We start from the raw sequence: 26,466 nt of genomic DNA on the forward strand, positions 1-26,466 counted from the left end.
TCACCCCCGTTCGCCGAGGCGGGCGGCCACGTAGTCGGCGATGTCGCAGACGCGGAGTTCGATCACGTCGTCGAGGTCCTTCTCCGCCAGGAACTCCGCGAGGTTGACGTCCGCGCCGAAGAACTCGGCGAGGATGCTCGCGAAGGTCACCAGGTCGATGCTCTCCAGCTGCAGATCCTCGTGGAAGGTGGTCTTCGGGGTGATCTCGATGCCGAGGACGTCGGTGTCCCCGACCAGTTCTCGCAGCAACTCCGCCACGGTGCCGAAGACCGACGTCGGGCTCTGCTGTTCGATCGTCATGCTCTGCTCCCTGTTCTTACCCGCGGTTCCAGGCCACCACATGCCCGGGGATTCCGGCGAATTCCGCCCCGATACCGATCTCCTCGGCCAGCCCGGCCAGCTCACCTTCCGCCCGGATCGCGATCCTGGGCGGCGTCGCGGCCGGTTCGCGGACGAGGGCGACCGCGACCTCTCCCGTGGTCGCGACGGCCACCTCCAGCGGTGGCACCGTCCGGCCGTGGAGCCCGGTCACCCTGGTCCCGTCGGCGCTCACGCGGAGTTCCGCCGGGTACACGCCGCCCAGGCCGAGTTTCGCGCGGACCGCGTCCTTGATCGCGATCCGTTCCAGCAGCCAGCCGCGCTGCCGCCGGGGCGCGCAGGCGGCGAACTCGGCACGTTCCTCCGTGCCCAGGTAGATGCCGGCGTAGATGTCCCGCGCCGCCGGGCTCGGCCACCGGTCGGTGACCAGCGTCCAGCCGCCGTGGTGGTCCTCGGAAAGCCGGTTCCGGTCCGGGAAGGCGTAGACCCGGTGGGCAGGCCGGTCGCACGGGAACCGGATGTCCCGCCACTGCTCGATCCTGGCCAGCACGGCGCCGTCCAGCACGAGTTCCGCGTCCATCTCCAGCACGTCCGGCCGCGGCAGCCGGACCCGCACCACGCACCGCAGCCGGGTGCCCGGCGCCGGTTCCGGCGCGTACCAGGTGATCCGGCCCATCGACGTCGGGAACGCCAGCAGCGCGTCCGCCTTCGTGGCCATCAGCCAGCAGCCCAGCAACTGGCCGACGTTGTCCAGCAGCGCGCCGGGCGCCGTCGGCACGACGAGGTCGCCGCGGATATGCCGTTCGCCGAGGCCGATGAGCCTGTCGAGCCCTTGGTACGCGGGGCCGTGGAACATCTCGCGGCGGGTGTAGATCTCGGCGGCGCTCAGCGGCGGCGCGGTTTCCGGTCCCGGCGGCGGGGACGGCCGGGGGGCCGTCGGATACCGTTGTTCGAGATGGACGTCCATACTGGCGTGGGGTCCTATTTGGACACTGATCCGATCATCCTCGCGGGTCATCGAAAGCGGCACGCGTACGGCGGGGGCGGCGATCAGCCACCGGGAGAACGCCGCGTTGCTCACCCCGGTCGCGACCGTACCCGGCCAGGCCCGTTCCGCTTCCCGGCAGGCCAGGTCGACCAGCGTCGTCGCCGGCACGGTGGGACGGAAGTCTGCTTCGTCGGGCCAGCCCTCGCGCTGACGGAAGAACCGATGGTCCACCAGGTACGGCATCGTCGTCAGCGACACGTCCACAGCGGACTCGAAGGTGCGCCGCGCCGCGGCGTTGGCGACACTCGCGGCGGCCTCCCTGGTCTCGGCGAGCAGCGCGGTGAACTCCGCGACGATCGCGTCCGGCACGCCGTGGACCAGCTCGGGAACCGCGCCGTCGAACATGCCTTTGAAGTCACCCTCGACCGAGAGCAGCGTGCCCGCCGTGTCGATCCGGGTGCGACGCGGCTCCAGCGCCTCGAACGCCGGGCGTCCGCCCTCCACCCAGACCGCGGTGGCGACCCTGCGCAACTGCGCGAGGCCCGGCCTCGTACCGGACGACGCCGGGATGACCAGATGCGGCCGCGAGCCCAGCGTGTCCGACACGAACGAGCCGAGCTGACCGGCGCCCGCCTGCACGAAGACCCGCGCGCCGTCGGCGTAGAGCGCGTCGACGAGTTCCCGGAACCGGACCTTGCGCACCAGGTGTGCCAGGTACAGCTCGCGGACCTCCACCGGGTCCGCGGGATACGGCCGCGCCGTGGTCGCCGACCAGACCGGGATCCGCGGCGGTTTCAGGTCCAGTTCCGCGGCGAGCCGGGTGAACGGGCCGAGCCGGGATCGCATCAGCGGCGTGTGGAATCCCGACCGGAACGGCAGTGTCCTGGCGACGATGCCATGCTGCGTGCACAGCTTGGCTAGCCGGGCGGCGGCGGCCGGGTCACCGCAGACGATCGTCTGCCGTGGCGCGTTCTCGTGCGAGATCATCAGCTCCGGTTCGGCCGCGAGCAGCGCCTCGGCACGCTCCGCGGAGCAGCCCAGCACGAGGAACTCGGCGTCCGGCAGGGTGAACCCCTGCGGCCAGTACCGGTTCAGCATGTCCTCTGTGGACTGTCCCGGGTACATGCCCGCCGCCTGCATCGCGGTCCATTCGCCGACGCTGTGCCCGGCGAGCAGATCCGGCTTGATGGCGAGCCGCCTCAGCGCGGCGTCGAGCAGCAACCCGACCTGGGACACGCTCGTAGCCCGCGAAAGCACACTCGCCGTCGACCACTCCGGACGGTCCGATCCGAAGTGCCTGGCGACGTCGTCGCACCGTGGTTCCGCGTCCGCCTCCAGCCCTGGGTAGACGAAAGCGGTCTTCGCCCCGGCCTGGTCCAGCAGGGGCGCGGTCGTGCACCAGATGTCGTTGGGGCCGTGCCAGGACCCGCCCTCGGCCGTGACCTTGGCGAGCACCCTCCGCGCGACTTCGAGCCGCTTCTCGTCGGGCCGGACGATCCCGATCCGGCACGGGCCGTGCCCACCGGATTCCGGCTTCGGGCGGGCGAGCAGGGCGCGCAGTTCCCCGGGAGTGTGCGCCGCGAGCAGCAGGACGCGCTCGGGTTCCCCGGTCACCTTGGCCCGGCGCGGCCGCGCGGGCGCCGGGTCGGCCTCCTCCAGCACCACGTGCGCGTTGACGCCGCCGAAACCGAAGGCGTTGACCGCCGCCCGGCGCGGGACGTCCCCCGAACGCCAGCGCTCGGCGGTGGTCAAGGTACGGAATCGCGTTTTGTCCAGAAGGGGGCTCGGATCGGCGCAGTTCAGGGTCGGCGGCAGGATCGCGTGGTGCAGGGCGAGCGCCGCCTTGACCAGTCCGGCGGCCCCGGCGGTCGGCATGGTGTGGCCGATCATCGCCTTCACCGCGCCGATCGCGGCGCGGGGTCCGTCCGGCGGGCCGAACACCTCGGCGAGGGTGGCCAGTTCGGCCGCGTCCCCGGCCGGTGTCGCGGTTCCGTGCGCCTCCAACAGGCCGAGCGCGCCGGGCGCGGTGGGATCGAGGCCCGCCGACGCCCACGCGCGGCGCAGCGCCAGTGTCTGACCGGCGACGGCCGGGCTGAGCAGGCTCGCGCCCTTCCCGTCGCTCGACGTCCCCGAACCACGCAGTACCGCGTAGACCCGGTCGCCGTCGCGGCGCGCGTCGTAAAACCGCTTCAGCACGACGATCGCGGTGCCTTCGCCGATCAGCAGCCCGTCAGCGTCCCGCGAGAACGGGCTGATCCGCTGGCTCGGCGAGAGGGCGCCGAGCTGGGTGAACATCGACCAGAGCGTGTCGTCGTGGCAGTGGTGCACGCCGCCGGCCAGCACGACGTCGCAGCGGCGCCGGGCGAGTTCGCCGATCGCCTGGTCCACGGCGAGCAGCGACGACGCGCAGGCCGCGTCCACCGTGTACGCGGGGCCGCCGAGGTCCAGGCGGTTGGCGACCCGCGACGCGGCGAGGTTCGGCACCAGCCCGATCGCGGTGTCCGGCCGGAACTCGCCGAGCGGTTCCAGCAGAGCGTCCCGGAGCCGGTCCAGCATCTCCGGACGCGCCGACGGCAGCAGCTCCCGGACGGCGCCGGTGATCTGGCGGACCGACCGGACCCGCTGGTCGAACCGCTGGAGCCCGGGCGAGAGGTAGCCGCCCCTGCCGAGGATCACGCCCACGCGTTCGAGGTCTCCGAGCCGTCGCAGGCCACCGGCGTCGTCGACCGCGGAAGCGGCCACGGCCAGCGCGACGAGCTGGTCCGGCTCCATCCCGGCGACGCTGCTGGGGGCGATGCCGAGCGCCGTCGCGTCGAAGTCCAGGCTGTCGGCGACGAACCCGCCGCGCCTTCCGTAGGTGCGATCCGGGGTGCGGCCGTCTCCGTCGTGGAAACTCGGATCCCAGCGGTGCGGCGGGATCTCGGTGATCGCGTCGGTGCCCGACTCGATGTTCCGCCAATATTCGTCCACAGTGGACGCGCCGGGCAGGAACACGCCCATCCCGACGATCGCGACCGGCTCCTGGTTCACCACAGCGACGCCGTGTACAGCACCGAGCGGACGTCGGCCGGACCGTAGGCCAGCTCACGCAGGAGCGCGGCGGTACCCTCGTCCGGGTCGATCAACGCCACCTCGCGGCGCTCGTACTCGCGCGCCAGCTCGGGCGAGACCATGCCCGCGTGATCGTCCGAGGGCGCCCACGGTCCCCAGTGGACGGTCAGCGCCCGGCAGCCGGTACGTTCCGCCCACTGCTCGCCGAGGGTTTCGAGCGCGTCGTTCGCCGCCGCGTAGTCGGTCTGCCCCCGGTTTCCCAGCACCGCGGCGATACTGCCGAAGAAGGTCACGAACCCGGGCCGCACACCGAAATGCTCCAGCGCGTCGAGCAACGCCCGCGCACCGTCCACTTTGGTCCCGTAGACCGTGCGGAACGAGTGCTCGTCCTTGTCGGCCATCAGCTTGTCGTCGATCACGCCGGCCGCGTGGACGACGCCGTCGATCCGCCCGTAGCGGGTGTGCAGATCCTTGACCACCTGCCGGACGGCGGCGGCGTCGCGTACGTCGAGCGACCGGTAGGCGGCGATACCGCCCGCCGCCCGGATCTGGTCGAGCGTCCGCGCGATCTCGCGCTGGGCCAGGACGGTGCGCACCCGGCGTTCGATGTCCGCGAGCGAGCCGCCACGCGCGGCCAAGGCCGAGCGCATCCCCGGCGCGTCATCGGGAAGGTCCTCGTCGCCGGGTTCGGCGGGCCACGGTGTGCGGCCCGCCAGTTCGATCCGGCATCCGCTCGCCGCCAGCGCGACCGCCGCCCGCGCGGTGATCCCGCGGGCGCCGCCGACCAGCAACAGCACCGAATCCGCGTCGAGGCCGAGCGCCTTGACCTCGCCCCCGCCGGGACCGGCGCCCGCATACGCGATCGAACCGAGCGAGCCCGCGGAAGGCTCGAACGCCGCGCGTCCCGCGGTGTCGTAGCGAACGGCCACCGGACCGTCGGCGATCGCCTCTTCCAGCACGATCCGCCCGAGGTCCACTGTGGACTCCACCTCGACCAGTCTGGTCGGCTCGCTCCGCTCCCGCGCCGCCGCGCGAACGAGACCACGCAGCCCGGCGGTGTGCGCGGCACCTGGCCTCGCCACCACGACCACCGCGCCCTTGGCGCTCTTGAGCAGGCCGAACACCTGCGCCGCGACGGGTTCCTCGGCGTCCGACAACGGATTCAGCACGACGACGACGTCGGCCTCGTCCCGCTCCCCCGGCAGGGCACCCGCGTCGGCGAACACCGCGCGGACCGATTCGGCCAGTTCCTCCTGGCCGGGCTCGGCGCTCACCGCGATCGATCTGCCGGTCACCTTGGCGAGGTCGGGCGTGCCGAGCGGCGCGGACACGCGGTCGAGCAGGTACCGGCCGGGAGCGGTTCCGACGGGTGTCTCGGCGGGAACCGGTGTCGCGACGACCGGTGCCGCCGGTTCGAGCCACTTCCGCAGCCGTGCGGCCAGCGCGCTCGCCGTCCGATCACGGCTGAGCTGATCTTGGGCGTCGTCGTGCACCCGGCCGGTGAGACCCAGCTTCGCGAGCAACGAGCCCGCGATCTCGGTGCGTTTGATCGAGTCGATGGAGAGATCCGCTTCCAGGTCGAGATCGGCGTCGATCATCTCGGCCGGATAGCCGGTGCGTTCGCTGATCGCGCCGATCACGGTGGCCAGGACGTCCGTGACCGCGGCCTCCGCGACCGGTTCCGGCTCGGCGACCGGCGTGTGCACGACGGCCGGGGCCTCGACCGGCGGGAGCAACGCCGGCACGACCGGAGCCCGCACCGGAGCGGCGGCGAGCGGCGCGGTGCCGAGGTACCCCAGCATCACGTCCCGTTGCGCCGCCAGCAGCTCGCGGCTGGTGCGAAGGAATTCGACGACGGCCTGGTCACGTCCGGGCGCGGGCTGGTTCATGGTCGTCCTCGGGATTCGTCGGGCGGGCACGAGCCCATGGGCGGGGACCTCGCCGCCTGGCGCGCGGACGGTCTGGCCGTCCACGGTCCAAACGGGCTTGGGAAGCGGACCGACACGGACACGGCCGCGGAAGAGCCGTTCGATGCGCACATCGACACCGGTGAGAGCCAGTCGCGCGAGCGCGGTGAGGAACCCGCGCAGCCCCGGCCCGCCGGGGTCGCACGCGATCACGGTATGCGGCCGGTCGCCGAGGATGTCCTTGGCCAGCCGGGAAAGCACCTGCCCGGGGCCCGCCTCCACGAATGTGCGCGCGCCTGCCGCGTACATGTCCTCGATCAGTTCGACGAACCGCACCGGCGAGCCGATCTGTGCCGCGAGCTCGGCGCGGACCGCCCCGGCTTCGTACGGCCGGGCGGTGCGGTTCGACCACACCGGCGGACCCGGCTCGCCGATCTCGGCATTGTCGAGATCGACGGCGAACACGTCGCTCGCCCCGGCCACCAGCGGGCTGTGGAAGGCGCAGGCGACCGGGATCCGCTTCGCGCCGATCCCCTGGGCGCGCAGTTCGCGGACCGACTCCTCGATGGCGGCCGTCGGTCCGGAAAGGACGGTCTGCCCCGGCGCGTTGTGGTTGGCCAGTACGACGTCCGGGTGGTCGAGTGCGGTGGCCAGTTCCTCGCTGGATGCCTTCACCGCGGCCATCGCGCCCGGGTCCGCGCCCGCGACTTCGGCGATCGAACGGGCCCTGGCCCGGCTGAGCGCCACCAAGGTCGGCGTGTCGAACGCGCCCGCGACCGACAGCGCGGTCAGTTCGCCGTAGCTGTGCCCCGCCAGCAGATCCGGCCGGACGCCGAGGTCGGCGAGCAGCCGGCAGACGGCCGACTCGACGAGCCCGAGCGCGGGCTGTGCGATACGCGTGTCCTTGAGCGCTTCGTCCTGCGCGGCGCGGGCGTCTTCGGTGAACGCGCGCGGCGGGAAAGCCGTCGCGGCGACGTCGGGAGCGAGCCTCAGGACGTCGGCCAGTTCGGGGAAGTGCACGAACAGGTCCGCCAGCATTCCCGTCCGCTGGCTGCCTTGGCCGGGGAACAGGAAGGCGACCGCACCGGGTTCGGTGCTCTCCGCGGCAAGACCTCCACCGTTCTCGACGGCCTCACGCAGTTCCGCGACGTCACTCGCGACGACCGCGAGCCGCACCGGCCCCGATCCGCCCCGCTCGGCGGCGAGGGCGGCGATCTCCCGGAGCGGACGGCCTTCGTTGGCCGCCAGCAGATCACGCAGGGTGGCGCGGGCGGCGTCCACGTCGGTGCCGCGGAGCAGGACCAGCTCGGCGTCCCAGTCACGCGGGCCGTGCCGCCGCCCCGGCGGCACTCCGGGGGCGGCGAGCACCGCGTGGAAATTGGTCCCACCGAACCCGAACGCGCTCACTCCGGCGAACTCGCGTCCGCGCGGAACCGGCGTCGGCCGGGCGCCGGTGGAGAAGGTGAAGGGACTGCTCTCGGCGTCCCAGGCGGGGTTCGGCCTGCTCAGGTGCAATGTGGGCGGCACGACCTCGTGCCACAGCGCCAGCGCCGCCTTCATCAGGCCCGCCAGTCCCGCGGCGCATTTCGTGTGCCCGATCTGGCTCTTCACCGAACCCAGCGCGCACGTGCCCGGTTCGGCACCCGCGGCGAGGAAGAACTCGGTGAGCGTGGTCAGTTCGGTGGCGTCGCCGACGACCGTGCCCGTACCGTGCGCCTCGACCAGCGAGACGTCCGCCGGGGACACACCGGCGTCACTGTAGGCGCGGGCGAGGGCTCGCCGCTGTCCCTCGGGACGCGGCGCGGTGAGGCCGAGCGCCTTGCCGTCACTGGCGGCGCCGACGCCCTTGACCACGGCGTAGACACGGTCGCCGTCGCGTTCGGCGTCGGACCGCCGCTTGAGCACGAGGCACGCGACGCCCTCGCCGAGGGCGATCCCGTCCGCCGCCGCGTCGAACGGACGGCACCGGCCGGTCGGCGACAGGGCACCCGCCGAGGTGAACATGAGGTAGTCGTTGACGCCGTTGTGCAGATCGACCGCTCCGCACAGGACCATCGAACTCGTCCCCGCCCGCAGCTCCTTCACCGCGAGGTCCAGCGCGGCCAGCGAAGAGCCACACGCGGCGTCCACGGTGTAATTGGCGCCGCCGAGGTCGAGCCGGTTGGCGATCCGGCCGGAGATGACGTTGGCGAGGGTGCCGGGGAACGAGTCTTCGGTCAGTTCCGGCAGCTGGGCGAGGAGTTCCTCCGGGACGTCTTCGAGGTAGCTGGGGAGCAGCGCGCGCAGGACTCCTGCGTTCGCCAGGTCTCCCCCGGCTTCGGCGCCGAAGATGACGCTGGTGCGCTCGCGGTCGAAGCCGCCTTCACCGTAGCCGGCGTCTTCGAGGGCGCGGCGCGCGGTTCGCAGGGACACGAGCTGGGCCGGGTCGATGCTGCCCATCGACTTGGGCGGGATGCCGTAGGCGAGCGGGTCGAAGTCCACCGGAGGCAGGAAACCGCCCCATTTCGACGTCGACTGGTCCGCGTAGACATCGGTGTCCCAGCGGTGAACCGGCACCTCGGTGACGGCGTCCGCACCGTGCAGGACGTTGGACCAGAAGGCCGGGAGGTCGGGTGCCCCCGGGAACACACAGGCCATCCCGACGATCGCGATGTCACCGTCCACAACGGACTCCTCGGCGGGAACGCGGGCGGCGAGCAGTTTCGCCGCGCCTTCGGTGACTTCCCGGTGCAGGGCGGCGATGTCGGTACACCGCTCGCGCAGGACCGTCACCTGCCCAGCCATGTACATGCCCTCGGCGAGCTGGCCGAGGGTGTCGACCTCGACGAGCGCGTCGCCTTCCCGCCGGATGCCCTTGCTCGCGATCCGCAGCCGTCCGGTGTTCAGCTCCTCCAGCCGCTGCCAGACCTCCTGCGGCGGAACGCCGTCCGAGCGGAGCCCGGCCTTCAGCGCGGCGAACTCGTCGGTGTACGGACTGGGCAGGCAGCGGGTCAGGTGTCCGGGCGCGGTCTCCAGGGTGACCGTGGACCCGGCGTCGAGCACGCGGTCCTGGAAGGTCCCGGTGATGGCGCCATGAGTCACGGCTTCTTCGGTGAACAGGTACGCGGTGCCCATCAGGATGCCGATGCCCGTGAGCGGCTCCGCCATCGCCGACACCATCGCGGCGGACCGGGCGTCGTGGATCCCACCCGCGAACAGGACCTCGACGTCGTCGGCGCCGTGTTCGCGCAGGACGTCCAGCTGCTGCTCCCACAGCACGAAGCTCGACCGCGGGCCGATATGCCCGCCGCACTCGGCGCCCTCGAAGACGAACCGGCGGATCCCGGCGTCGAGGAACTGCCGCAGGAGGATCGGCGATGGCACGTGCAGGAAGGTCGCGATGCCGTCGGCCTCCAGTGTCTTGGCCTGCGCGGGTTTCCCGCCCGCGATCAGCACGCATCGTGGGCGCGCCGCGCGGATCGCCGCGAGCTGTTCGGCGCGCAGGGCCTCAGGAACGAACCCGAGGATGCCCGCTCCCCACGGTCGTTCACCGAGGGCGCCGGCGGTCCGGCCGAGCAGTTCGGCGGTCTTGGCGCCGTTCGCGGTGGCGACCGCGACGAACGGGAAGCCGTCGTTCGCGGCGACGGCGGCGGCGAACCCGGGCTGGTCGCTCACCCGCGTCATCGGGCCCTGCACGACCGGCAGGCGGGTCCCCAACGTGCGGCACAGCCGTTCGCCTTGGTCCGCGGGGATCACCGCCGGCGCCGCGAGCGAGCGCACGACCGAGCGGACAGCGCTTTCCGCGTCCTCGAAGCGATTCGCGAACAGCGCGGTGAGCCCGTCGTCGGCCCTGGCCAGTTCGGTGCGCTCCGCGGCGGGCACGTCGGCCTCCGGGAACAGGCCGAGCCCGTCGAGCACCACGCCCGCGGCGCCGCCGGCGATCGCGGCCACCGCCGTCCTCGGCCCGATGCCCCCGTACGCCCACACCGGGACACCGTCGCCGAACCGCGCCAGCAACCGCTGCAGCAGGACGAACGTGGTGAGATCCGAGCCGCCCGCTTCGGCTCCCCTCGCCACCAGACCGGAGGCGCCGGCGTCGAGCATCCGGACGGCCTGCTCGACACCGGTCACCTCGGCCAGCACGGGGAGGTCGGCCCTGCCCCGCCAGACCGCCCCCTCGGCCAGCAGCACGAGCCCCGCGCCGCTTTCCCGCACCTCTTCGTCCCGCACGTGACGTCCCGTGGGGATCCGGACGCCAAACGGAAAGCCACAGTCCATTGTGGACCCGATATCCACGATCCCGAGACCGCCACCCCTGGCGACGGCGGCCGCCAGTCCGGGATCGGGACGTCCGAGCGGGTTGACGCCGAGTACCCGCGTGCGCGCCGTCGCATGACTCACCGGCGGACCTCCTGTTCGGCTGGGCTGGTCGAACCTCGCCGGGTTCGGCGATCTTTCAGCGGGATTCCCAAGAAATAACCTACTTGCCGCAGAGAGCGCAATAGTCTCGTGCGAAAACTCGGAAAACAAGGGAACGCGTGCTAAAGTCCGACGCCGGAAACAAATATGTCGGCACCCACGAAACAAGCCTCTGACCTGCACTTTTATCACCCACGTCGCATGTTTTGGCAACGCGTTGCTCACCGATATGACAAAACAGAAGAATTGTCACCGAAAGCAGAATCGATAACCATGGAGCGCATGTGGAAGTAACAGGACGAGTCGTCGTGCTGACCGGCGCGGCACACGGTATCGGCGCCGCCATGGCCAGGCGGTTCGCCGCCGAGGGCGCCGCCGGGGTGGTGGTCTCCGATCTCGATCTCGACGCCGCGGAGGAGGTCGTCGCCGGGATCACCGCCGCGGGCGGCGCCGCGATCGCGCGCCACGCCGACGCGTCGTCCAAAGAGGACTTGAAGATGCTGGTGACCGACGCCCGCTCGGCGTTCGGCGCGGTGGACCTCTTCTGTTCCAACGCGGGCGCCGCGTTCGGGACCGGCGTGCACGCCGCGGACGAACAGTGGACGCGGTCGTGGGCGATCAACGTCATGCAGCACGTGCACGCCGCACAGGTCGCGCTTCCCGGGATGTTGAGCCGAGGGCACGGCTACCTGCTGATCACGGCGTCGGGCGCGGGCCTGCTGGGCACCCCCGGTGACGCGCCGTATTCGGTGACCAAGCACGCGGCCGTCGGGCTCGCCGAATGGCTGGCCATCACCTACCGTCCGCGGGGGGTGCGGGTCAGCGCGCTGTGCCCGCTCGGCGTGCGGACCGCGCTGCTGGAACCCGGGATCGCGGCCGGGCACCCCGCCGCGCTCGCGATCGCCGCCGCCGCGCCCCTGCTGGAACCGGAGGACGTCGCGGAGTCCGTCGTGCACGGGCTGGCGTCGGAGGAGTTCCTGATCCTGCCGCACGAATCGGTGCGGGAGACCTACGCGCGCAAGGCCGCCGGTCTCGACGAATGGATCGACCGCACCATCCTCGAAACCGGCGCGCGGAAGAGGTGACCATGGAGTACCGCAGGCTCGGCGCGAGCGGGCTGTCCGTCAGTGAGATCTCCTACGGCAACTGGCTCACCCACCACGACGGCGCGGAATGCGTGCAGGCCGCGCTCGACGCGGGCGTCACGACGTTTCACACCGCCGCGGCCTGGGACGGCGGTGCCGCCGAGGAGAACCTCGCCGCGGCGCTGAGCCACGCCCGCCGCGACGATCTCGTCCTGTGCACCGGCGTCTTCTGGCCGGAAGGCCCGGGGGTCAACGACGCGGGCCTCAGCCGCAAACACCTGGTCACGTCGCTGCACGGCTCGCTCCGGCGGCTGCGCACCGACTACATCGACGTCTACCAGTTGCTGCGGTTCGACTACCGCACGCCGCTGGAAGAGACGTTCCTCGCGCTGTCGGATCTGGTGCGGCAGGGGAAGATCCTCTACGCGGGCACGGCGGAATGGACGGCGGAACAACTGCTGGAGGCGCGGCCGATCGCCGAGCGGCACGGCGTCCCGCTCGTCGCGAACCAGCCGCACTACTCGATGCTCTGGCGGGTCGCCGAAGCCCAGGTGATGCCGGTGTGCGAACGCTCCGGGATCGGGCAGTTCGCGTCGGTCCCCCTCGCGCAGGGTGTGCTGACCGGCAAGTACCGGCCGGGTGAGATCCCGCCGGGCTCTCGGGCCGCGAAGGCGGTCGAGGCGCGGCCGTTACTCCTGCCGGACCTCCTCGAACGCGTCGGCATGCTGCGCGGCGTCGCCGACGAGGCCGGGTTGACCATGGCTCAGCTGGCGCTCGCGTGGACGTTGCAGCACAACACCGTCGCCTCTGTGGTGACCGGCGCGAGCACCGCCGCCCAGGTGACCGAGAACGCGAAGGCGGCAGGCGTGGTGCTGGACCTCGACGCGCTGACGCGGATCGATCACCTGCTGGGCAGCTTCGTCCAGACGGATCCGCGGCTGACCTGGTCGCCACCCGCGACCACCTGAGGCGCCCGAAAGTCCGTGAAGGCCTCCTTACCTACCCTGAAGGTAGGGAAGGAGGCCTTCACGGACACCCCAGGCCTGCCCTGACGTTGCGGAAGTGGCTTTCGCAACGCGCTCACGAGGGCAACGCGGTCCGCAGGATGGCCTCGAACCGTTCCGCCGTCGGCGGCTCGTCGCGCAGCAATCCCTGCAGCAGCACCCCGTCCACCAGCCCCACCACCATCTCGACCCGAACCGGATCGTCGGTGTAACGGCGGGCGAAGTCCGCCAGGGCCGCCATCCAGCGATCGGTCGACTCGCGGAGCTTCGGCTCCCTCGCCGCCAAGAGGTACAGCTCGTACTCCGCCAGCAGATGCCCTGGCTTGGCGACCACTTCGGCCATCAAGGCGCCGAACCTCCGCAGTGCGTCCTCGCCCCCGTCGGCTTCGGCGGCGAGCATCCGCATCCGTTCGGAGTCCTCGTCCATGCACTGGGTGAGCGCGGCTGTCAGCAGGTCTTCGATCCCCCGGAAGTGGTACGCGGCCGCTGTCGCGGGCAAACCCGCCTCGCGGGCGACGGTACGGTGGCTGACCCCCGATACTCCGTCCCTCGCGACGATGCGCAGCGTGGCCTCGATCAGTTCCCGTTTGCGTTGCTCGCCTTTGGCGAGGCGGCCGTCGGTGCTCGGCTCGTTCAGCGTGCCGCCTCCTCACTGATCGCGGTCCTCCTGCTCAGCAGAGGATACGAGAGCAGCGCGATCAGGATGATCAAGCCACCGGCGACGACCGCCACGGCGAACCCGCCGTCCGCCCCGAACCGGTCGACGACCTCGCCCGACACGGCGGCGCCGAGCGCGACACCGATGCTGAGGCCGGTGATCGCCCACGTCATCCCCTCGGTCAGCTTCTCCGCCGGGACGACCTTCTCGATCATCCCCATGACGACGATCATCGTGGGAGAGAAGAACAATCCGGCGACGAACACCACCGCGCACAGACTCACGACGCCATCCACGACCAGCAACGGCACCACGCTCGCGGCCGTGCCCGCGGTGCCGATCAGGAGCAGCCGAGGCGGCGTCATGGCCGGTTTGAGCGTCCCGAAGACCAGTCCGGAGATCGCGGAGCCCACCGCGTAGACCGAAACGACGACCCCCGCGGCCGACGGCGACCCGACGTGCCGGGCGAACGCCACACTGACGACGTCGACCGTGCCGACGATGACGCCGCCCGCCACCAGCGTCAGCACGAGCACCCGCACGGCGCCCAGCCGGATCGCCGAACTCCCGGCCGATCCGCTCGGCGGCAGAACGGGCGGTTCGGTCTCGCGCTGCGCGACGAACAGCAGCACTCCGATGGCGAGGAAGACCACGGCGACCAGCGGTCCTGCCTCGGGGAAGACAGTGGTGCACAGCGCCACCGACAGCGCGGGCCCGATGACGAAAGTCAGTTCGTCGACCACCGATTCCAACGCGAAGGCGGTGTGCAGCCGAGGTGAGCCTCGGTACAACCGCGACCACCGGGCCCGGACCATAGCCGCCATACTGGGCATGAACCCGGCGAGGATCGCGGACGCGTACAGCGTCCAGACCGGTGCCCCGAAGCGGGCGCAGAGCAGGAGCGCGCCGAGCGCCATCACGCTGATCCCAGTCACGGGCAACAGGATCCGGCTCTGTCCCCGGCGATCCACCAGCCTCGAGACCTGTGGCCCGAGCAGCGCCATGGACAGCGTGAACGTCGCCGAAACCAGACCGGCGAGCCCGTAGTCGCCCCGCGTCTGCGCCAGCATCGTGATGATCCCGATCCCCATCATCGGGATCGGGACCCTGGCGACCAGGCCGGCGGCGGAGAAGGCGAGAGAGCCCTTCGCGGAGAACAGCTCCCGATACTGGCCTGGCACGGCGCCCCCCCACAACTTGAACGATCGTTACATTTTGAACAGTCGTTTCACTTTATACACGCGGCTCGCTCCACCCCGCAACGAGCGCGGGAGCCACCGCGATGAAGTGCCGTTCGGCCGCCGAGATCTCCAGGTCTCCTCAATCACCTCGCGGAGCGCGGCGACGTGCTAACCGGGACGCAGCAACGCGGCCTGGTCCTCGTTTCGCGCAGTACACGGCCCCAGACGGGGGACGACCACGCCCAGTTTCCGACCCCGAGCGGGACTTCACCCCCCTGGAGCCATTGATCAGCGGCCTCGCGTCGGCCGCGCCGCGAGAGTCGTGAGTGGCGATTCGGGTTCTGGTGGACCAGGTGCCTCGTACTTCGGTTCATCATGTCGGGGGAGCTGGGCTGTCCCGTGTCCATGAAGGATTTGGGACTTTGAGCGTCCCGAATCCTTCATGGACGACCCTGTGCCAGCGGCTCCTCACCGGCCTGACATCAACCTCAGCCGGAATCCACGTAGGTACCTGAGCCACCTTGACTCCAGCCCGGTTCGGCACTTACTACCCCCTGCGCCGACCGCTCCCCGACGACGCGAAGGCCACTTTCGCAACCTTGAAGGTTGCGAAAGTGGCCTTCGCATCATGCCGCGCCGGAACCCTCGCGGCGAAAATCAGCTCAGACTCGAGCAAGGCCTCGCATCAGGGTCCTGTGCCCCTTTGGGCACCCACCGCACGTTGGCGAACGAAGCCGAGAACCTGCCGTCGGTGTACACCAGGAACGGTGTGTTGACGTTCTCCAGATCCAGGCCGTTGGCGAAGCACGACACCGGGATCTTCACCGTCGACTTCGGCGCCCCCGCCAGATCGGTGAAGAGCTTGGTCGCGTTCACCTCGGAGAAGCACGGGTAGACGCAGTGCATGCTGATCACCGTCCGGTTGGCGGGCGCCTCGTGCACGATCGTGTCGAACTCCAGCGCCGCGTCAGCGTTGAGATAGCCCCGCAAATCGTTGGTACCGGCCGGGTTCTGGAAGTAGAGCTGGGCAGGCCCGGTGCCGGTCCAGGTCGACTTGAGCCCGTCTTGCTGCACGTTCACGTCCGACTGCACGACGCCGATCTCAGCGTGTGAAGCGGCGCCGTCGGGGCCGATCTCAGTACCGCCCCAGTTCTCCGCCGAGCCGATGAAACCCTTGTACGGCGCGACATCGGTACGGTTGAATACCTCGAGATCCTCGGTCGCCGTGCCGCCGCCACCGGTCGAGCCGCACGTCGCGGGTCCGGCCGTCTCGTCCAGCTGACCGACGGTGACGCGCTGGCCGGCCTTGAGGCCGTAACCGAGTTCGAACAGCGGGTCGTACTCCGCCGAGCCCGCGTTCAGCGGCGTCTGGCAGGCGCTCTTCGGCCACGAATACGGCAGCTTGCCCTTGAAGCCGCCCTTGAGCAGGACGTCGGCGACGCCGCCGCCTTCGGTGCCGGGCAGCCAGGCCGCGACGAACGCGTCGGAGCGGTTGATCTCCTTGTTCATGTACAGCGGGCGGCCGCCGACGTAGACGGTGACGACAGGAGCGCCCTTCCCTCGGACCTTGTCCAGAACGGCCAGGTCCTCGGGGTAGAGCTTCGACGCCTCCAGTGTCTTGCGGGTCAGGTCGCCGACGCCTTCCGCGTACGGGGTCTCACCGATGACGGCGATGACGGCGTCGTAGCCCTTCGGGTCCGTGTCACCCTTCTCGTCGAAGGTGACGTTGACGTCGCCCAACTGCTGCTTGAGCCCGGCGAGGATCGACGTGGCGTTCGGGAAGTCGGCGTTGGTGTTGCCGGTCCCCTGCCAGCTCAGCGTCCAGCCACCGGTCTGGTTCTGAATGCTGTCCGCGCTCTTGCCGACCACGAGGACCTTCGACTTCGGCTTCAGCGGCAGCACGTTGCCGTTGTTCTTCAGCAACGTCTGCGACGAACGGACGGCGTCGCGCGCCAGCCAAGTCTCCTTCAGCGCCTCGTCGGAGTTGGCATAGGACCGGTCCGACGGCTTCTGCGCCTCGTACAGCCCCGAGCGCAGCTTGACGCGCAGGATCCTGGCCACCGCGTCGTCGATTCGCGAAAGCGGGATCTGCCCACCGTTGACCTGGGCGACGGTGTTGGCGATGAACGCCTTCCAGTCGTTCGGCACCATCACGATGTCGATGCCGGCGTTGATCGCCTGCGGACAGGAAGCGTTGGTGCAGCCGGGAACCTGGCCGATGCCGTTCCAGTCGGACACGACGAGGCCGTCGAAGCCCATCTTGCCCTTGAGGATCTGGTTCAGCGCCTTGTCGCTGCCGTGCAGCTTGCCCTCGTCGATACCGAATTCGGCGTTGGTCCAGCTGTTGAACGACACCATCACGGTCTGGGAACCCGCCGCGAGCGCGCCGTAGTAGCCCTGGCCGTGGACGTTGATCATCTCGGCTTCGGACGACGGGTTGACGCCCTGGTCCTGACCCTTCAGAGTGCCGCCGTCCCCGATGAAGTGCTTGGCGGTACCGATCACGCCGTTGTAGCCGATGCGCTTGGTCGAGCCGTCCTGGAGACCGTTGATCGCCTCGTAGCCGTAGGCCCTGGTGATCCGCGGATCCTCGGAGAATCCTTCGTAGGTGCGGCCCCAGCGGTCGTCCTTCACCACGGCCAGCGTCGGCGCGAAGGCCCAGTCCTGGCCGGTGGCACGGATCTGCCGGGCCGTCGCCGCGGAGATGTCGCGCACCAGGCACGGGTCGTGCGCCGCGCCGAGACCGATGTTGTGCGGGAAGACGGTGGCGCCGTACACGTTGTTGTTGCCGTGCACGGCGTCGATGCCCCAGATCACCGGGATCTTCGTCCGGCTGCCCTTCGCGGCTTCCCAGTAGGCGTCCGCGAGCTTGAGCCAGTCCTGCTGGGAGGCGTGCTTGTCCTTGTTCGGCCACGAACCGCCGCCATTGAGGACCGAACCGATCGAGTACTGCCGGACCTCGTCGGGGGTGATCGCCGCGATCTCGGGCTGCGTCATCTGCCCGACCTTCTCCTCAAGGGTCATCTCTTGGAGGATCCGGGCGATCCGCTGCTCGTCACCGCCCTTGCCCTTGAACCGGCTCTCGACCTTCGGCCAGTCGGCGAACGTCGGCAGGCTCTTCTCGATCCGGGCGCAACCGTCCCGGTCGAACGCGGGCTTCCCGATCACGGGCTGTTCGGCGGCGACGGCCGCGGGCGTGGCCACCACGGCCCCGCCGAGCAGCGTGAGACTCATCAAGGCGATCAGCGGACTTCGGCGCGCACGAGAACGTCTTGCCATGGTCTGGTCCATTCTGCGGGAGGCGGGGACCGGCCGATCCTCACCGGACCCGGCGGCCGCGTCAAGAGTTTCGGGCCGGTACACCGAGTGTTAATTTTTGCCATGAACTAAGATTGGGCGAGTCACCCGGCCACGCGCCGCCGGTTCCGCCACTTGGCGGTATACGGCAGCGCGAACAGGTAGAGACCGCTGAACATCAGCAGGAAGAGCGGCGGCAGTGGCGTGTAGAGCACCCACTGGGCCGGGTCGCCCTGTGCCACGACCACGAAGCACACGATGACGGTGGCGACGAAGACGAGGGACGTCCACCGGTGGAACGTCCGGATCCGCTTGCTCACGAGAACCTCCTGGAGTCGTTTTGCCTGATGGCGAAGACGCTAGGGATCCCGTGGGCACCGACGCTTCTCGATTCCTGATCGGTCCGCTTGACCTCCACATTACTTGAGCTTTTACCTTCGCTGGAAACGAAGGGAATCACTCATGACCGTCTTGGTAACCGGCGCCACCGGGAACACCGGCCGCCACGTGGTGGCCGAACTCGTCCGCCGCGGGGAACGCGTCCGGGCACTCACCAGGAACCCCGCCGGGGCACGGCTTCCGGCAGGCGTCGAACTGGTGGAGGGCACGCACACCGCGCCCGAAACACTCACCGATGCCTTCGAGGGCGTCACCCGCCTGCACATCACCGTGACGGCCGGGCTCGCCGACGTCGGCGCCGATCTGGTCAAACGCGCCGTGGCCGCGGGAGTGCGGCGCATGACCATCGTCTGGGGCGGCTACGTCGGGCCGACGGAACAGGCCATGGCCGAGTCCGGGGTGGAGTGGACGCGGCTCGAGCCGCAGGAGTTCATGTCCAACGCCCTGACCTGGACCGACTCCATCCGCACCGGGAAGGTGGTCCGTGAGCCGTTCGACCTCCCGAGCGCTGTGGTGCACGAGGGCGACATCGGCGCCGTCGCCGCCACCGCACTCGTGGAGGACGGGCACTCCGGCAAGGTCTACAACCTCACGGGCCCGGAAGCGCTGACCACGAACGAACGGATCGCCATCCTCTCCTCCGCGCTCGGCCACGACATCGCGCTGGAGCGGATCACGCGACAGCAGGCGATCGACCGGCTGCTGGCCGAGGGCGTCTCGGTCGCGGACGCCGAATACGTCATCGGCTGGCACAGCGATCCGCCGGTGGAGGCGCGCACCGTGGTCGACACGATCGAGAAGGTGACCGGACGCCCTGCCCGCACGTTCGCGCAATGGGTCGCCGAGCACGCCGACCGGTTCAAGCCGTGAGCGGTCAGACCGCCTTCACGATCTCCAGCACCGGCGCCGTGTGCACCGTGCGGATCGCGCGCAGCGCGCCCAGCCGGTGCGTGAGGTAGCGGTGTAGCGCGGCGGGATCCGGGCACAGCGCCTGCGCGGCCAGGTTGGTGGGCCCGGTCGTGGCGACGACGACGGCGAGCTCCTCGTGAGTGGCCAGCGTCGTCGCCACCTCGTCGAGGTCCGCCGGCGCGACGGCCATCCACAGGAACGCCTGCGTGGTCACGCCGTACAGGGCCGCGCTGATCTCGACGTCGAAGAAGAGCGCGCCCCGTGCGCGCAGATCCGCCAGGCGACGGGCCGCGGTCGCCGGCGCCAGTCCCGCCGCCGCGGCGAGATCCGCGATACTCGCTCGGCCGTCCTGCCGGAGGGCGGCGATCAGCGCGTGGTCCGCCGCGGTCAGCGGAACTTCCTCGGTGACGGATTCCGGCGGCCGCAACGCCTCCTGCTGCTCCTCCGTCAACGCGGCGACCCGCCCGCGCCACGCCGTCGGGCCGCCGAGGTAGGTGTGCAGGATGAAATGCGCGGACACCGCCGTGACGCTCGCGGTGCGCGGGATGTCGTGCAGCAGCATGGCGCTCTGCTCGTGTCTCGGCGTGTGCGCGATCGTCACGATCTCCGTGCCACCCGAGGTGAGCTTGACCAGGACGTGTCCGGCCGTCTCGCCAGCGACCGGGCGAGCGTCCGCGCGGTGGCCGGCTGCGCGCTGAGCCATTCCGTGGCGCAGGCGTTCTCGCTCGCGGCGGTGCTGGTGGTGGCGACCATGGTCGCCACCGCGCTGATGCCCCGGACCACTTGAGGGAAAACGAAGGCGACGGTGAGCGTTGGCCCACCGTGGTCGTGAGTGACGATTCGGGTTCTAGCCCGAATCGCCACTCACGACCACCCGGACCGGCACGCTCGCTACCCCTCGGCGGCCTTGAACCACGCGCCGATCCCGGCGAGCGCGCCCGGACCGTAGTCGCCCCTGACGTCGTCGGCCAGATCGGCGATGGTGACGGCGCGCAACGCCGCCCGCCACTGGATTTCGGCGTTCGCCATCGCGCGGCTGATGGCGCACGGCGTCGTGCACGCCTCGGGCGGCGTCGCCATCGGGCCGCGCTGCCGGATCTCGGTGCAGACGAAGGCCGGCCCGGGCCCGTCGATGGCTTCGACGACGTCAAGCACCGTGATCTCCGAAGGCGGCCGGGTGAGGACGTAGCCGCCGGCCTTCCCCTGCACCGACCGGATGAGGCCGGCCCGGGAAAGCGCCTGAAGCTGCTTCGCGAGATAACTCGGCGAGACGTCGTGCAGCTGCGCCAGGCGCGCGGCGGGCGCGGGTTCGTCGACCGAGGTCAGCACGACACAGCAGTGCAGGGCCCACTCCACCCCACCGGACATCTTCACCCGGATGACTCTAACCCGCCTCTTGACTCGGACAAAATCTGTCCGAGTATTATCTCGGACATGAGGTGTCCGGGTTACGGACGCCACCGACGAAGGGCACTGGGCCATGAAATTCGCGATCATCGGCGGGACCGGGCTGATCGGTTCGCAGGTCGTGCGCGACCTGAAGGAGGCGGGGCACGAGGCGGTGCCGCATTCGCCGTCCACCGGGGTCGACCTGCTCACCGGCCAAGGGCTGGACAGCGCGCTCGACGGCGCCGACGTGGTCGTCAACCTCACGAACTCGCCGACCTTCGACGACGCCTCCCCCGCGTTCTTCCGGACGTCGATGGACAACCTCGTCGCGGCCGCGAAGAAGGCGGGCACCGGGCACTTCGTGATCCTGTCGATCGTCGGCGTCGACCAGGTGCCCGAGCTCGACTACTACCGCGCGAAGACGCTGCAGGAGGACATTCTCAAGGAGAGCGGCCTCCCCTACTCGATCGTCCGCGCCACCCAGTTCATGGAATTCGTCGACGCGGTTCTGTCCTGGACCTCCGACGAGACCGCGGTCCGCCTGCCCAGTACGCCGATCCAGCCGATCGCCGCGGCGGACGTCGCCGCCGCCGTTTCCGAGGTGTCGGCCGGGAAGCCGCTGAACGGCACCCTCGACGTGGGCGGCCCGGATGTCTACCCGCTGGACGAGCTGGGCCGGATCACGTTGTCCGCCAAGGGAGACACGCGTCCGGTGACCGTCGACGAGACCGCGGGCATGTTCGCCGCCGTCAAGGGCGACGTCCTCACCACGACGGACGGCGCCCGCATCGCCGAGACCCGCTACCCCGACTGGCTCAAGTAGCGGCACAGCGCGTGAAGGCCCCCTTCCCCTTGGCTGAGCCGAGGGAAGGGGGCCTTCACGCGCTTCGGATCAGCTCGGCAGCAGCGCCGGAGCCGCGAGACGGCTGGCGTTCGCCGCTTCGTCGTCCGGCTGGGCCTGGGCGGAGCGCTCCGCCTCGACCCGCGCGAGGTAGTTGGTGACCTCGCGCTCCTGCTTGTGCGAGTCCCAGCCCAGCAGCGGCGCCATCAGCTCCGCCACCACCGGCGCCGCCGTCACACCGCGGTCCCGCTCCTCGATGGAGATTCGCGTGCGCCGTGTCAGGACGTCCTCCAGATGCAGAGCGCCCTCGTGCGAAACGGCGTAGACGACCTCCGCCTTCAGGTACTCCGTTGTCCCCGGGATCGCTTCGCCCAGTTCGGGACGTTCCGAGATCGACTCCAGAATGTCCTCCACGGCGGTGCCGTAGCGCTGGAGCAAGTGCTCGATGCGGCCGATCGGCAGGCCCGCACGCTGGGCGAGCGAGTGCCGCGCGCCCCACATCTCGTGGTAGCCCGTCGCTCCGACGATCGGCAGCCGCTCGGTCCATGACGACGGCGCGGGACGGCCGAGGTCCTCCACCGCGACGTCGACGGCGTCGGCGGCCATCACGCGGTACGTCGTGTACTTACCGCCGGCCACGATCACCAGACCCGGCACCGGATGCGCCACGGCGTGCTCCCGCGACAGCTTCGTCGTCGACGTCGCCTTCGCGGCCAGCAGCGGCCGAAGCCCCGCGTACACGCCTTCGATGTCGTCTGCCGTGATCGGCGTGCGCAGGACCGCGTTGAGGTGGTCGAGCACGTAGTCGACGTCCGCCTGGCTGGCCGCCGGGTGTTCGCGGTCGAGGTCCCATTCGGTGTCGGTGGTGCCGACGATCCAGTGCCGCCCCCACGGGATGACGAACAGAACACTCTTCTCGGTGCGCAGGATCAGCCCGGTGTCCAGGTCGATCTTCTCGCGCGGGACCACGAGGTGGATGCCCTTCGACGCGCGCACGGTGAACGGCGCGGGGATGCCCGCCGCTTCCGCCATGTCGTCGCTCCACACGCCGGTGGCCGCGACGACCGTCTTCGCCCGGACCTCGATCTCCGCGCCGCTCTCGCGGTCGACGACCTTGGCGCCGACGACGCGTTCGCCGTCACGGATCAGCGACGTGACCCGGGCGCGGGTGAGGACGGAAGCACCCTGTTCCGCCGCGGTGCGCGCGATCATCATCGTGTGGCGTGCGTCGTCGACCTGCGCGTCGTAGTACTGGATGGCGCCGATCAGGGCGTCGTCCGCGAGGCCGGGAGCGGCCTTGCCCGCACCGCGCTTGGACAGGTGCCGGTGCCGCGGCAAGGCCCGCGCTCCGCCGAGGGTGTCGTAGAGCGTGACACCCGCGCCGATGTAGCCGCGTTCCCAGACGCGGTGCTTGAGCGGCACGAGGAACTTCACCGGCCGGACCAGGTGCGGCGCCAGCGTCTGCAGCAGCAGGCTCCGTTCCTTCAGCGCCTCGCGGACCAGCTTGAAGTCCAGGTTCTCCAGGTAACGCAGCCCGCCGTGGATCAGCTTCGACGACCGGCTGGAGGTTCCCGCGGCGAAGTCACGGGCCTCGACGAGCGCGACGGAGAGCCCGCGCGACGCCGCGTCGAGCGCGACGCCGGCACCGGTCACTCCCCCGCCGACGACGAGTACGTCGATCTCCTCGCGAGCGACCTTGCGCAGCGTCTCGGCACGGTAGACCGGGGAAAGCGGTACGGGTGTCACTCTGTTCCTCCTGTTCATCGGGCTCACTCGACCTCGACCCAGTCGAGCGTGCGGCCGACGGCCTTCTGCCAGCCCGCGTAGCCCTCGGCACGCTGTTCGTCCGTCCACGACGGCTCCCAGCGCTTGTCCTCGTTCCAGTTCTGTTCCAGTTCGTCGGTGCTCTTCCAGAACCCGACGGCGAGCCCTGCCGCGTAGGCGGCGCCGAGCGCGGTGGTCTCCGCGACGACCGGCTTCGACACCGGCACACCGAGGATGTCCGCCTGCAGCTGCATGCACAGTTCGTTCGCGGTCACGCCACCGTCCACCCGCAACACGTCGAGCGTGACGCCCGAGTCGTTCTGCATGGCCTCGACGACATCGCGGGTCTGGTAGCAGATCGCTTCGAGGGTCGCCCGCGCGAGATGCGCGTTGGTGGTGGCCCTGGTGAGGCCGACGATCGCGCCGCGCGCGTCGGATCGCCAGTACGGCGCGAAAAGCCCGGAGAACGCGGGGACGAAGTACACGCCACCGTTGTCTTCGACCTGGCGGGCGAGGCTCTCGCTCTGGGACGCGCCGCTGATGATGCCCAGCTGGTCGCGCAGCCACTGCACGGCGGAACCCGTGACGGCGATCGAGCCCTCCAGGGCGTACACCGGCTTCTCGTCGCCGAACTGATAGGCCAGCGTCGTGAGCAGGCCGTGCTTCGAGCGCACGACCTCGTGCCCGGTGTTCAGCAGCAGGAAGTTGCCGGTGCCGTAGGTGTTCTTGGCCTCACCGGGGCGGAAACACACCTGGCCGACGGTCGCCGCCTGCTGGTCGCCGAGCACGCCGGTGATGGCGACCTCGCCGCCGAGCGGGCCGTCCGCACGGGTGACGCCGAAGCGGCCGTTGTTCGACGACGGCGCGATCGACGGCAGCATCTGCTTGGGGACGCCGAAGAACGACAGCAGTTCGTCGTCCCACTCCAGCGTTTCCAGGTCCATGAGCATGGTGCGCGACGCGTTGGTCGGGTCGGTCACGTGCACGCCGCCGTCGGGCCCGCCGGTGAGGTTCCAGATGAGCCAGGTGTCGGTGGTGCCGAAGAGCGCGTCACCCTTTTCGGCGTCTTCGCGGACGCCCTCGACGTTCTCCAGGATCCACTGCAGCTTGCCGCCGGAGAAGTAGGTGGCGGGCGGCAGACCGGCCTTCCGCCGGATGACGTCGCCCTTGCCCTCGCGCTCGAGCGCCGACGCGATCCGGTCGGTGCGGGTGTCCTGCCACACGATGGCGTTGCAGTAGGGCCGCCCGGTCCGGCGGTTCCACACCACCGTGGTCTCACGCTGGTTGGTGATGCCGAGCGACGCGAGATCGGCGGCGGTCAGCTTCGCCTTGTTGAGCGCGGTGGCGATGACCGAACGGGTCCGCTCCCAGATCTCGGTGGCGTCGTGCTCGACCCAGCCCGGCTTCGGCAGGATCTGCTCGTGCTCGAGCTGGTGGCGGGCGATCTCGTTGCCGCCGTGGTCGAAGATCATGAACCGCGTACTGGTGGTGCCCTGGTCGACGGCGCCGATGTAGTCAGACATGGTTTCTCTCCCTAGGAAACGCGCTCGATGTCCTTGGCGGGCAAGGCTTCCGGTGCCGGGTCGGCGGGCAGGTAACGCTCGATGAAGAACTTGTAGATCGCGCCGCCGATGACCGCGCCGATGACCGGCGCCACGATGGGGATCCACCAGTACGGATAGCCGTATTGATCGGTGAACGCGGTGTCGTAACCGGTGAGCCAGGACATCAGCCGCGGGCCGAAGTCGCGGGCCGGGTTGATCGCGTAGCCGGCGTTGGTACCCCAGGCCATGCCGATCGCGACCACCAGGAAGCCGACGACGACCGGGGCGAGGTTCGCGGCGGGCGCGGTGTTGCGGAGGTCGGTGATGGCGAAGATCACCAAAGCGAGGATGGCCGTTCCGATGATCTGGTCCCGGAAGGCGCCCCAGTCACCCACCGGCAGGGTTCCGTTACCCGGAAGAGTGGAGAACACACCCTGGGTCTTGATCGTCAGGCCGGGGTCGGCCGCGTTGAGCACCTCGGTGTAGTTCCAGCGCACCAGCAGCGCGCCCAGGAACGCGCCGGCGGTCTGCGCCAAGGCGTACGGGGCGACCTTGCGCCACGAGAAACCCTTGAACACCGCGAGCGCCACGGTGATGGCGGGGTTCAGATGCGCGCCGCTGATCCGTGAAGCCACGTAGATACCGAGCGTGACACCGATACCCCAGGCCCACGCGATGCTGTCGTGGTCCCCGATGCCCGCGGCGACGACTTGAGCCACCACCCCGCAGCCGAACAGGATGAGGATCATCGTCCCGACGAACTCCGCCGCCAGTTCGCCCGCCAGTCCGCGAGCTTTGAGGTTTCGCACCATTGCTTCCTCCACAAAGGACACCGTTGCCCTGTTGAGGCCGAAGTTAAGTTCGCGGAAACCCGGGGTCAACGGACACCGGTCGGCATTGTCGAACGCCCGGAGACGATGTTCGACATTGTCGAATCAGGGCCGGTCGGGCTACGGTTGAGCCGTGCCCGGTCCGATCCAGTCCATCGAGCGCGCCGCCGCGATCCTGCGGTTGCTGGCGCGCGGTTCGGGGCGTCTCGGCGTCGGCGAGATCGCCGATTCCCTCGAACTCGCCAAGGGAACCGCGCACGGGATCCTGCGCACCCTGCAAGGGGTCGGCTTTGTCGAACAAGACCGGGACACCGGGAAATACCAACTGGGCGCGGCACTGCTGCATCTCGGGACGAGCTACCTCGACGTCAACGAACTCCGGTCGCGCGCGATCAACTGGGCCGACGCGCTGGCCGCGCGCAGCGGTGAAGCGGTCCGGATCGGCGCACCGCTGGAAGGCCGCGTCTTGGTGGTGCACCACGTGTTCCGGCCCGACGACAGCCTTCAGACCCTCGACGTCGGCACGCTTCTGCCGTTGCACGCGACCGCGCTCGGAAAAGTACTTCTGGCCTACGACACCGGTCTCGTGGCATCGTTGCGCACCGGCGAGCCGGAGGCCTACACCCGCCGGACCCTGGTCACCCAGACCGCGATCAAACGCGCCTGTGGCAAGGTGCGCGAGGCGGGCTGGGCGAGCGAGAACGGCGAGATGATCACCGGCGAGGCCGGGATCGCGGCGCCGATCCGCGGCCACGGCGGCATCGTGGTCGGCGCGATCGGGGTGTCCGGCGCGACGGAACGGATCTGTGAAGCCGACGGCAGCCCGATCCCGCGGCTGCTCGGCCACGTGCGCGACGCGGCACGGGCGGTCTCCCGCGATCTCGGCGCGTCCCGATGGTGATG

At 70.2% G+C, this 26,466-nt stretch carries 18 protein-coding genes; 6 read left to right on the forward strand and 12 right to left on the reverse strand.

The window, feature by feature from the left end; all coding sequences use genetic code 11:
- The 3 genes from AC0685_RS06880 to AC0685_RS06890 are packed head-to-tail and all read right to left on the reverse strand — an operon-like array spanning position 1 to position 10,644.
- Entirely contained in the window at positions 1–300 is a 300-nt protein-coding gene (locus tag AC0685_RS06880; RefSeq protein ID WP_478224704.1) for a phosphopantetheine-binding protein, read from the reverse strand.
- A gap of 16 nt (positions 301–316) precedes the next feature.
- Positions 317–4,339: a beta-ketoacyl synthase N-terminal-like domain-containing protein gene (locus tag AC0685_RS06885; RefSeq protein ID WP_478224705.1), complete on the reverse strand. Its 4,023-nt coding sequence runs from the start codon at positions 4,337–4,339 to the stop codon at positions 317–319.
- Positions 4,333–10,644: an SDR family NAD(P)-dependent oxidoreductase gene (locus tag AC0685_RS06890; protein ID WP_478224706.1), complete on the reverse strand. Its 6,312-nt coding sequence runs from the start codon at positions 10,642–10,644 to the stop codon at positions 4,333–4,335. Before AC0685_RS06890 ends, AC0685_RS06885 begins: the two co-directional genes overlap by 7 nt.
- 302 nt (positions 10,645–10,946) lie before the next feature.
- Here AC0685_RS06890 and AC0685_RS06895 point away from each other — a divergent pair, with 302 nt between their 5' ends.
- Together AC0685_RS06895 and AC0685_RS06900 are read left to right on the forward strand one after the other, a co-directional pair.
- Complete coding sequence (locus tag AC0685_RS06895) at positions 10,947–11,747, forward strand: SDR family oxidoreductase (RefSeq protein WP_478224707.1); 801 nt, start codon at positions 10,947–10,949, stop codon at positions 11,745–11,747.
- A 2-nt stretch (positions 11,748–11,749) separates the two neighbouring features.
- Positions 11,750–12,715: an aldo/keto reductase gene (locus AC0685_RS06900; protein ID WP_478224708.1), complete on the forward strand. Its 966-nt coding sequence runs from the start codon at positions 11,750–11,752 to the stop codon at positions 12,713–12,715.
- Between the two features lie 112 nt (positions 12,716–12,827).
- Here the strand turns inward: AC0685_RS06900 and AC0685_RS06905 are convergent, their stop codons facing one another.
- The 4 genes from AC0685_RS06905 to AC0685_RS06920 form a co-directional block, all read right to left on the reverse strand.
- Complete coding sequence (locus AC0685_RS06905) at positions 12,828–13,388, reverse strand: TetR/AcrR family transcriptional regulator (RefSeq protein ID WP_478224898.1); 561 nt, start codon at positions 13,386–13,388, stop codon at positions 12,828–12,830.
- Positions 13,385–14,590 (reverse strand): MFS transporter, encoded by a 1,206-nt coding sequence (locus AC0685_RS06910; RefSeq protein WP_478224709.1) that lies wholly within the window; start codon positions 14,588–14,590, stop codon positions 13,385–13,387. The genes AC0685_RS06905 and AC0685_RS06910 overlap by 4 nt, the downstream gene beginning before the upstream one ends.
- Before the next feature lie 657 nt (positions 14,591–15,247).
- Positions 15,248–17,824: a glycoside hydrolase family 3 protein gene (locus AC0685_RS06915; RefSeq protein ID WP_478224899.1), complete on the reverse strand. Its 2,577-nt coding sequence runs from the start codon at positions 17,822–17,824 to the stop codon at positions 15,248–15,250.
- A 167-nt stretch (positions 17,825–17,991) separates the two neighbouring features.
- Positions 17,992–18,207, reverse strand: a complete 216-nt coding sequence (locus AC0685_RS06920) for a hypothetical protein (RefSeq protein ID WP_478224710.1) — start codon at positions 18,205–18,207, stop codon at positions 17,992–17,994.
- Positions 18,208–18,349: 142 nt separating this feature from the next.
- Here AC0685_RS06920 and AC0685_RS06925 point away from each other — a divergent pair, with 142 nt between their 5' ends.
- Positions 18,350–19,156, forward strand: coding sequence for an NmrA family NAD(P)-binding protein (locus AC0685_RS06925; RefSeq protein ID WP_478224711.1), 807 nt, complete (start codon positions 18,350–18,352; stop codon positions 19,154–19,156).
- A 4-nt stretch (positions 19,157–19,160) separates the two neighbouring features.
- Here AC0685_RS06925 and AC0685_RS06930 read toward each other — a convergent pair whose 3' ends face one another.
- Positions 19,161–19,796, reverse strand: coding sequence for an Lrp/AsnC family transcriptional regulator (locus AC0685_RS06930; protein WP_478224713.1), 636 nt, complete (start codon positions 19,794–19,796; stop codon positions 19,161–19,163).
- A gap of 36 nt (positions 19,797–19,832) precedes the next feature.
- Here AC0685_RS06930 and AC0685_RS06935 point away from each other — a divergent pair, with 36 nt between their 5' ends.
- Positions 19,833–19,982, forward strand: coding sequence for a hypothetical protein (locus AC0685_RS06935; RefSeq protein ID WP_478224714.1), 150 nt, complete (start codon positions 19,833–19,835; stop codon positions 19,980–19,982).
- A 104-nt stretch (positions 19,983–20,086) separates the two neighbouring features.
- Here the strand turns inward: AC0685_RS06935 and AC0685_RS06940 are convergent, their stop codons facing one another.
- Positions 20,087–20,569, reverse strand: a complete 483-nt coding sequence (locus AC0685_RS06940; protein ID WP_478224715.1) for an RrF2 family transcriptional regulator — start codon at positions 20,567–20,569, stop codon at positions 20,087–20,089.
- Between the two features lie 106 nt (positions 20,570–20,675).
- Between AC0685_RS06940 and AC0685_RS06945 the strand changes: the two genes are divergently transcribed.
- A complete protein-coding gene (locus tag AC0685_RS06945; RefSeq protein ID WP_478224716.1) occupies positions 20,676–21,407 on the forward strand; it encodes an SDR family oxidoreductase in 732 nt (243 codons plus the stop codon).
- Between the two features lie 69 nt (positions 21,408–21,476).
- On the opposite strand, the gene glpD is transcribed toward AC0685_RS06945, so the two are convergent.
- From glpD to AC0685_RS06960, 3 genes are read right to left on the reverse strand one after another with little or no spacing between them, the layout of a single operon-like run.
- Positions 21,477–23,189, reverse strand: coding sequence for a glycerol-3-phosphate dehydrogenase (gene glpD / locus AC0685_RS06950; RefSeq protein WP_478224717.1), 1,713 nt, complete (start codon positions 23,187–23,189; stop codon positions 21,477–21,479).
- 5 nt (positions 23,190–23,194) lie between these two features.
- Positions 23,195–24,712, reverse strand: coding sequence for a glycerol kinase GlpK (gene glpK, locus AC0685_RS06955; protein ID WP_034316660.1), 1,518 nt, complete (start codon positions 24,710–24,712; stop codon positions 23,195–23,197).
- A gap of 11 nt (positions 24,713–24,723) precedes the next feature.
- The gene (locus tag AC0685_RS06960; RefSeq protein WP_340685576.1) at positions 24,724–25,545 is read right to left on the reverse strand and encodes an MIP/aquaporin family protein; all 822 of its coding nucleotides are present in this window, start codon (positions 25,543–25,545) and stop codon (positions 24,724–24,726) included.
- Positions 25,546–25,696: 151 nt separating this feature from the next.
- On the opposite strand from AC0685_RS06960, the gene AC0685_RS06965 reads away from it, so the two are divergent.
- Positions 25,697–26,464, forward strand: coding sequence for an IclR family transcriptional regulator (locus AC0685_RS06965; protein ID WP_007033228.1), 768 nt, complete (start codon positions 25,697–25,699; stop codon positions 26,462–26,464).
- Positions 26,465–26,466: the final 2 nt, after the last annotated feature.

It is taken from the genome of Amycolatopsis sp. NPDC043889, from assembly GCF_056435645.1.

Excerpts from the sequence above, each read along its gene's own strand:
- AC0685_RS06960 (WP_340685576.1), bottom strand. The coding sequence starts at position 25,545 with ATGGTGCGAAACCTCAAAGCTCGCGGACTGGCGGGCGAACTGGCGGCG.
- glpK (WP_034316660.1), bottom strand. The coding sequence starts at position 24,712 with ATGTCTGACTACATCGGCGCCGTCGACCAGGGCACCACCAGTACGCGG.
- glpD (WP_478224717.1), bottom strand. The coding sequence starts at position 23,189 with ATGAACAGGAGGAACAGAGTGACACCCGTACCGCTTTCCCCGGTCTAC.
- AC0685_RS06925 (WP_478224711.1), top strand. The coding sequence starts at position 18,350 with ATGACCGTCTTGGTAACCGGCGCCACCGGGAACACCGGCCGCCACGTG.
- AC0685_RS06915 (WP_478224899.1), bottom strand. The coding sequence starts at position 17,824 with ATGAGTCTCACGCTGCTCGGCGGGGCCGTGGTGGCCACGCCCGCGGCC.
- AC0685_RS06880 (WP_478224704.1), bottom strand. The coding sequence starts at position 300 with ATGACGATCGAACAGCAGAGCCCGACGTCGGTCTTCGGCACCGTGGCG.
- AC0685_RS06900 (WP_478224708.1), top strand. The coding sequence starts at position 11,750 with ATGGAGTACCGCAGGCTCGGCGCGAGCGGGCTGTCCGTCAGTGAGATC.
- AC0685_RS06945 (WP_478224716.1), top strand. The coding sequence starts at position 20,676 with ATGAAATTCGCGATCATCGGCGGGACCGGGCTGATCGGTTCGCAGGTC.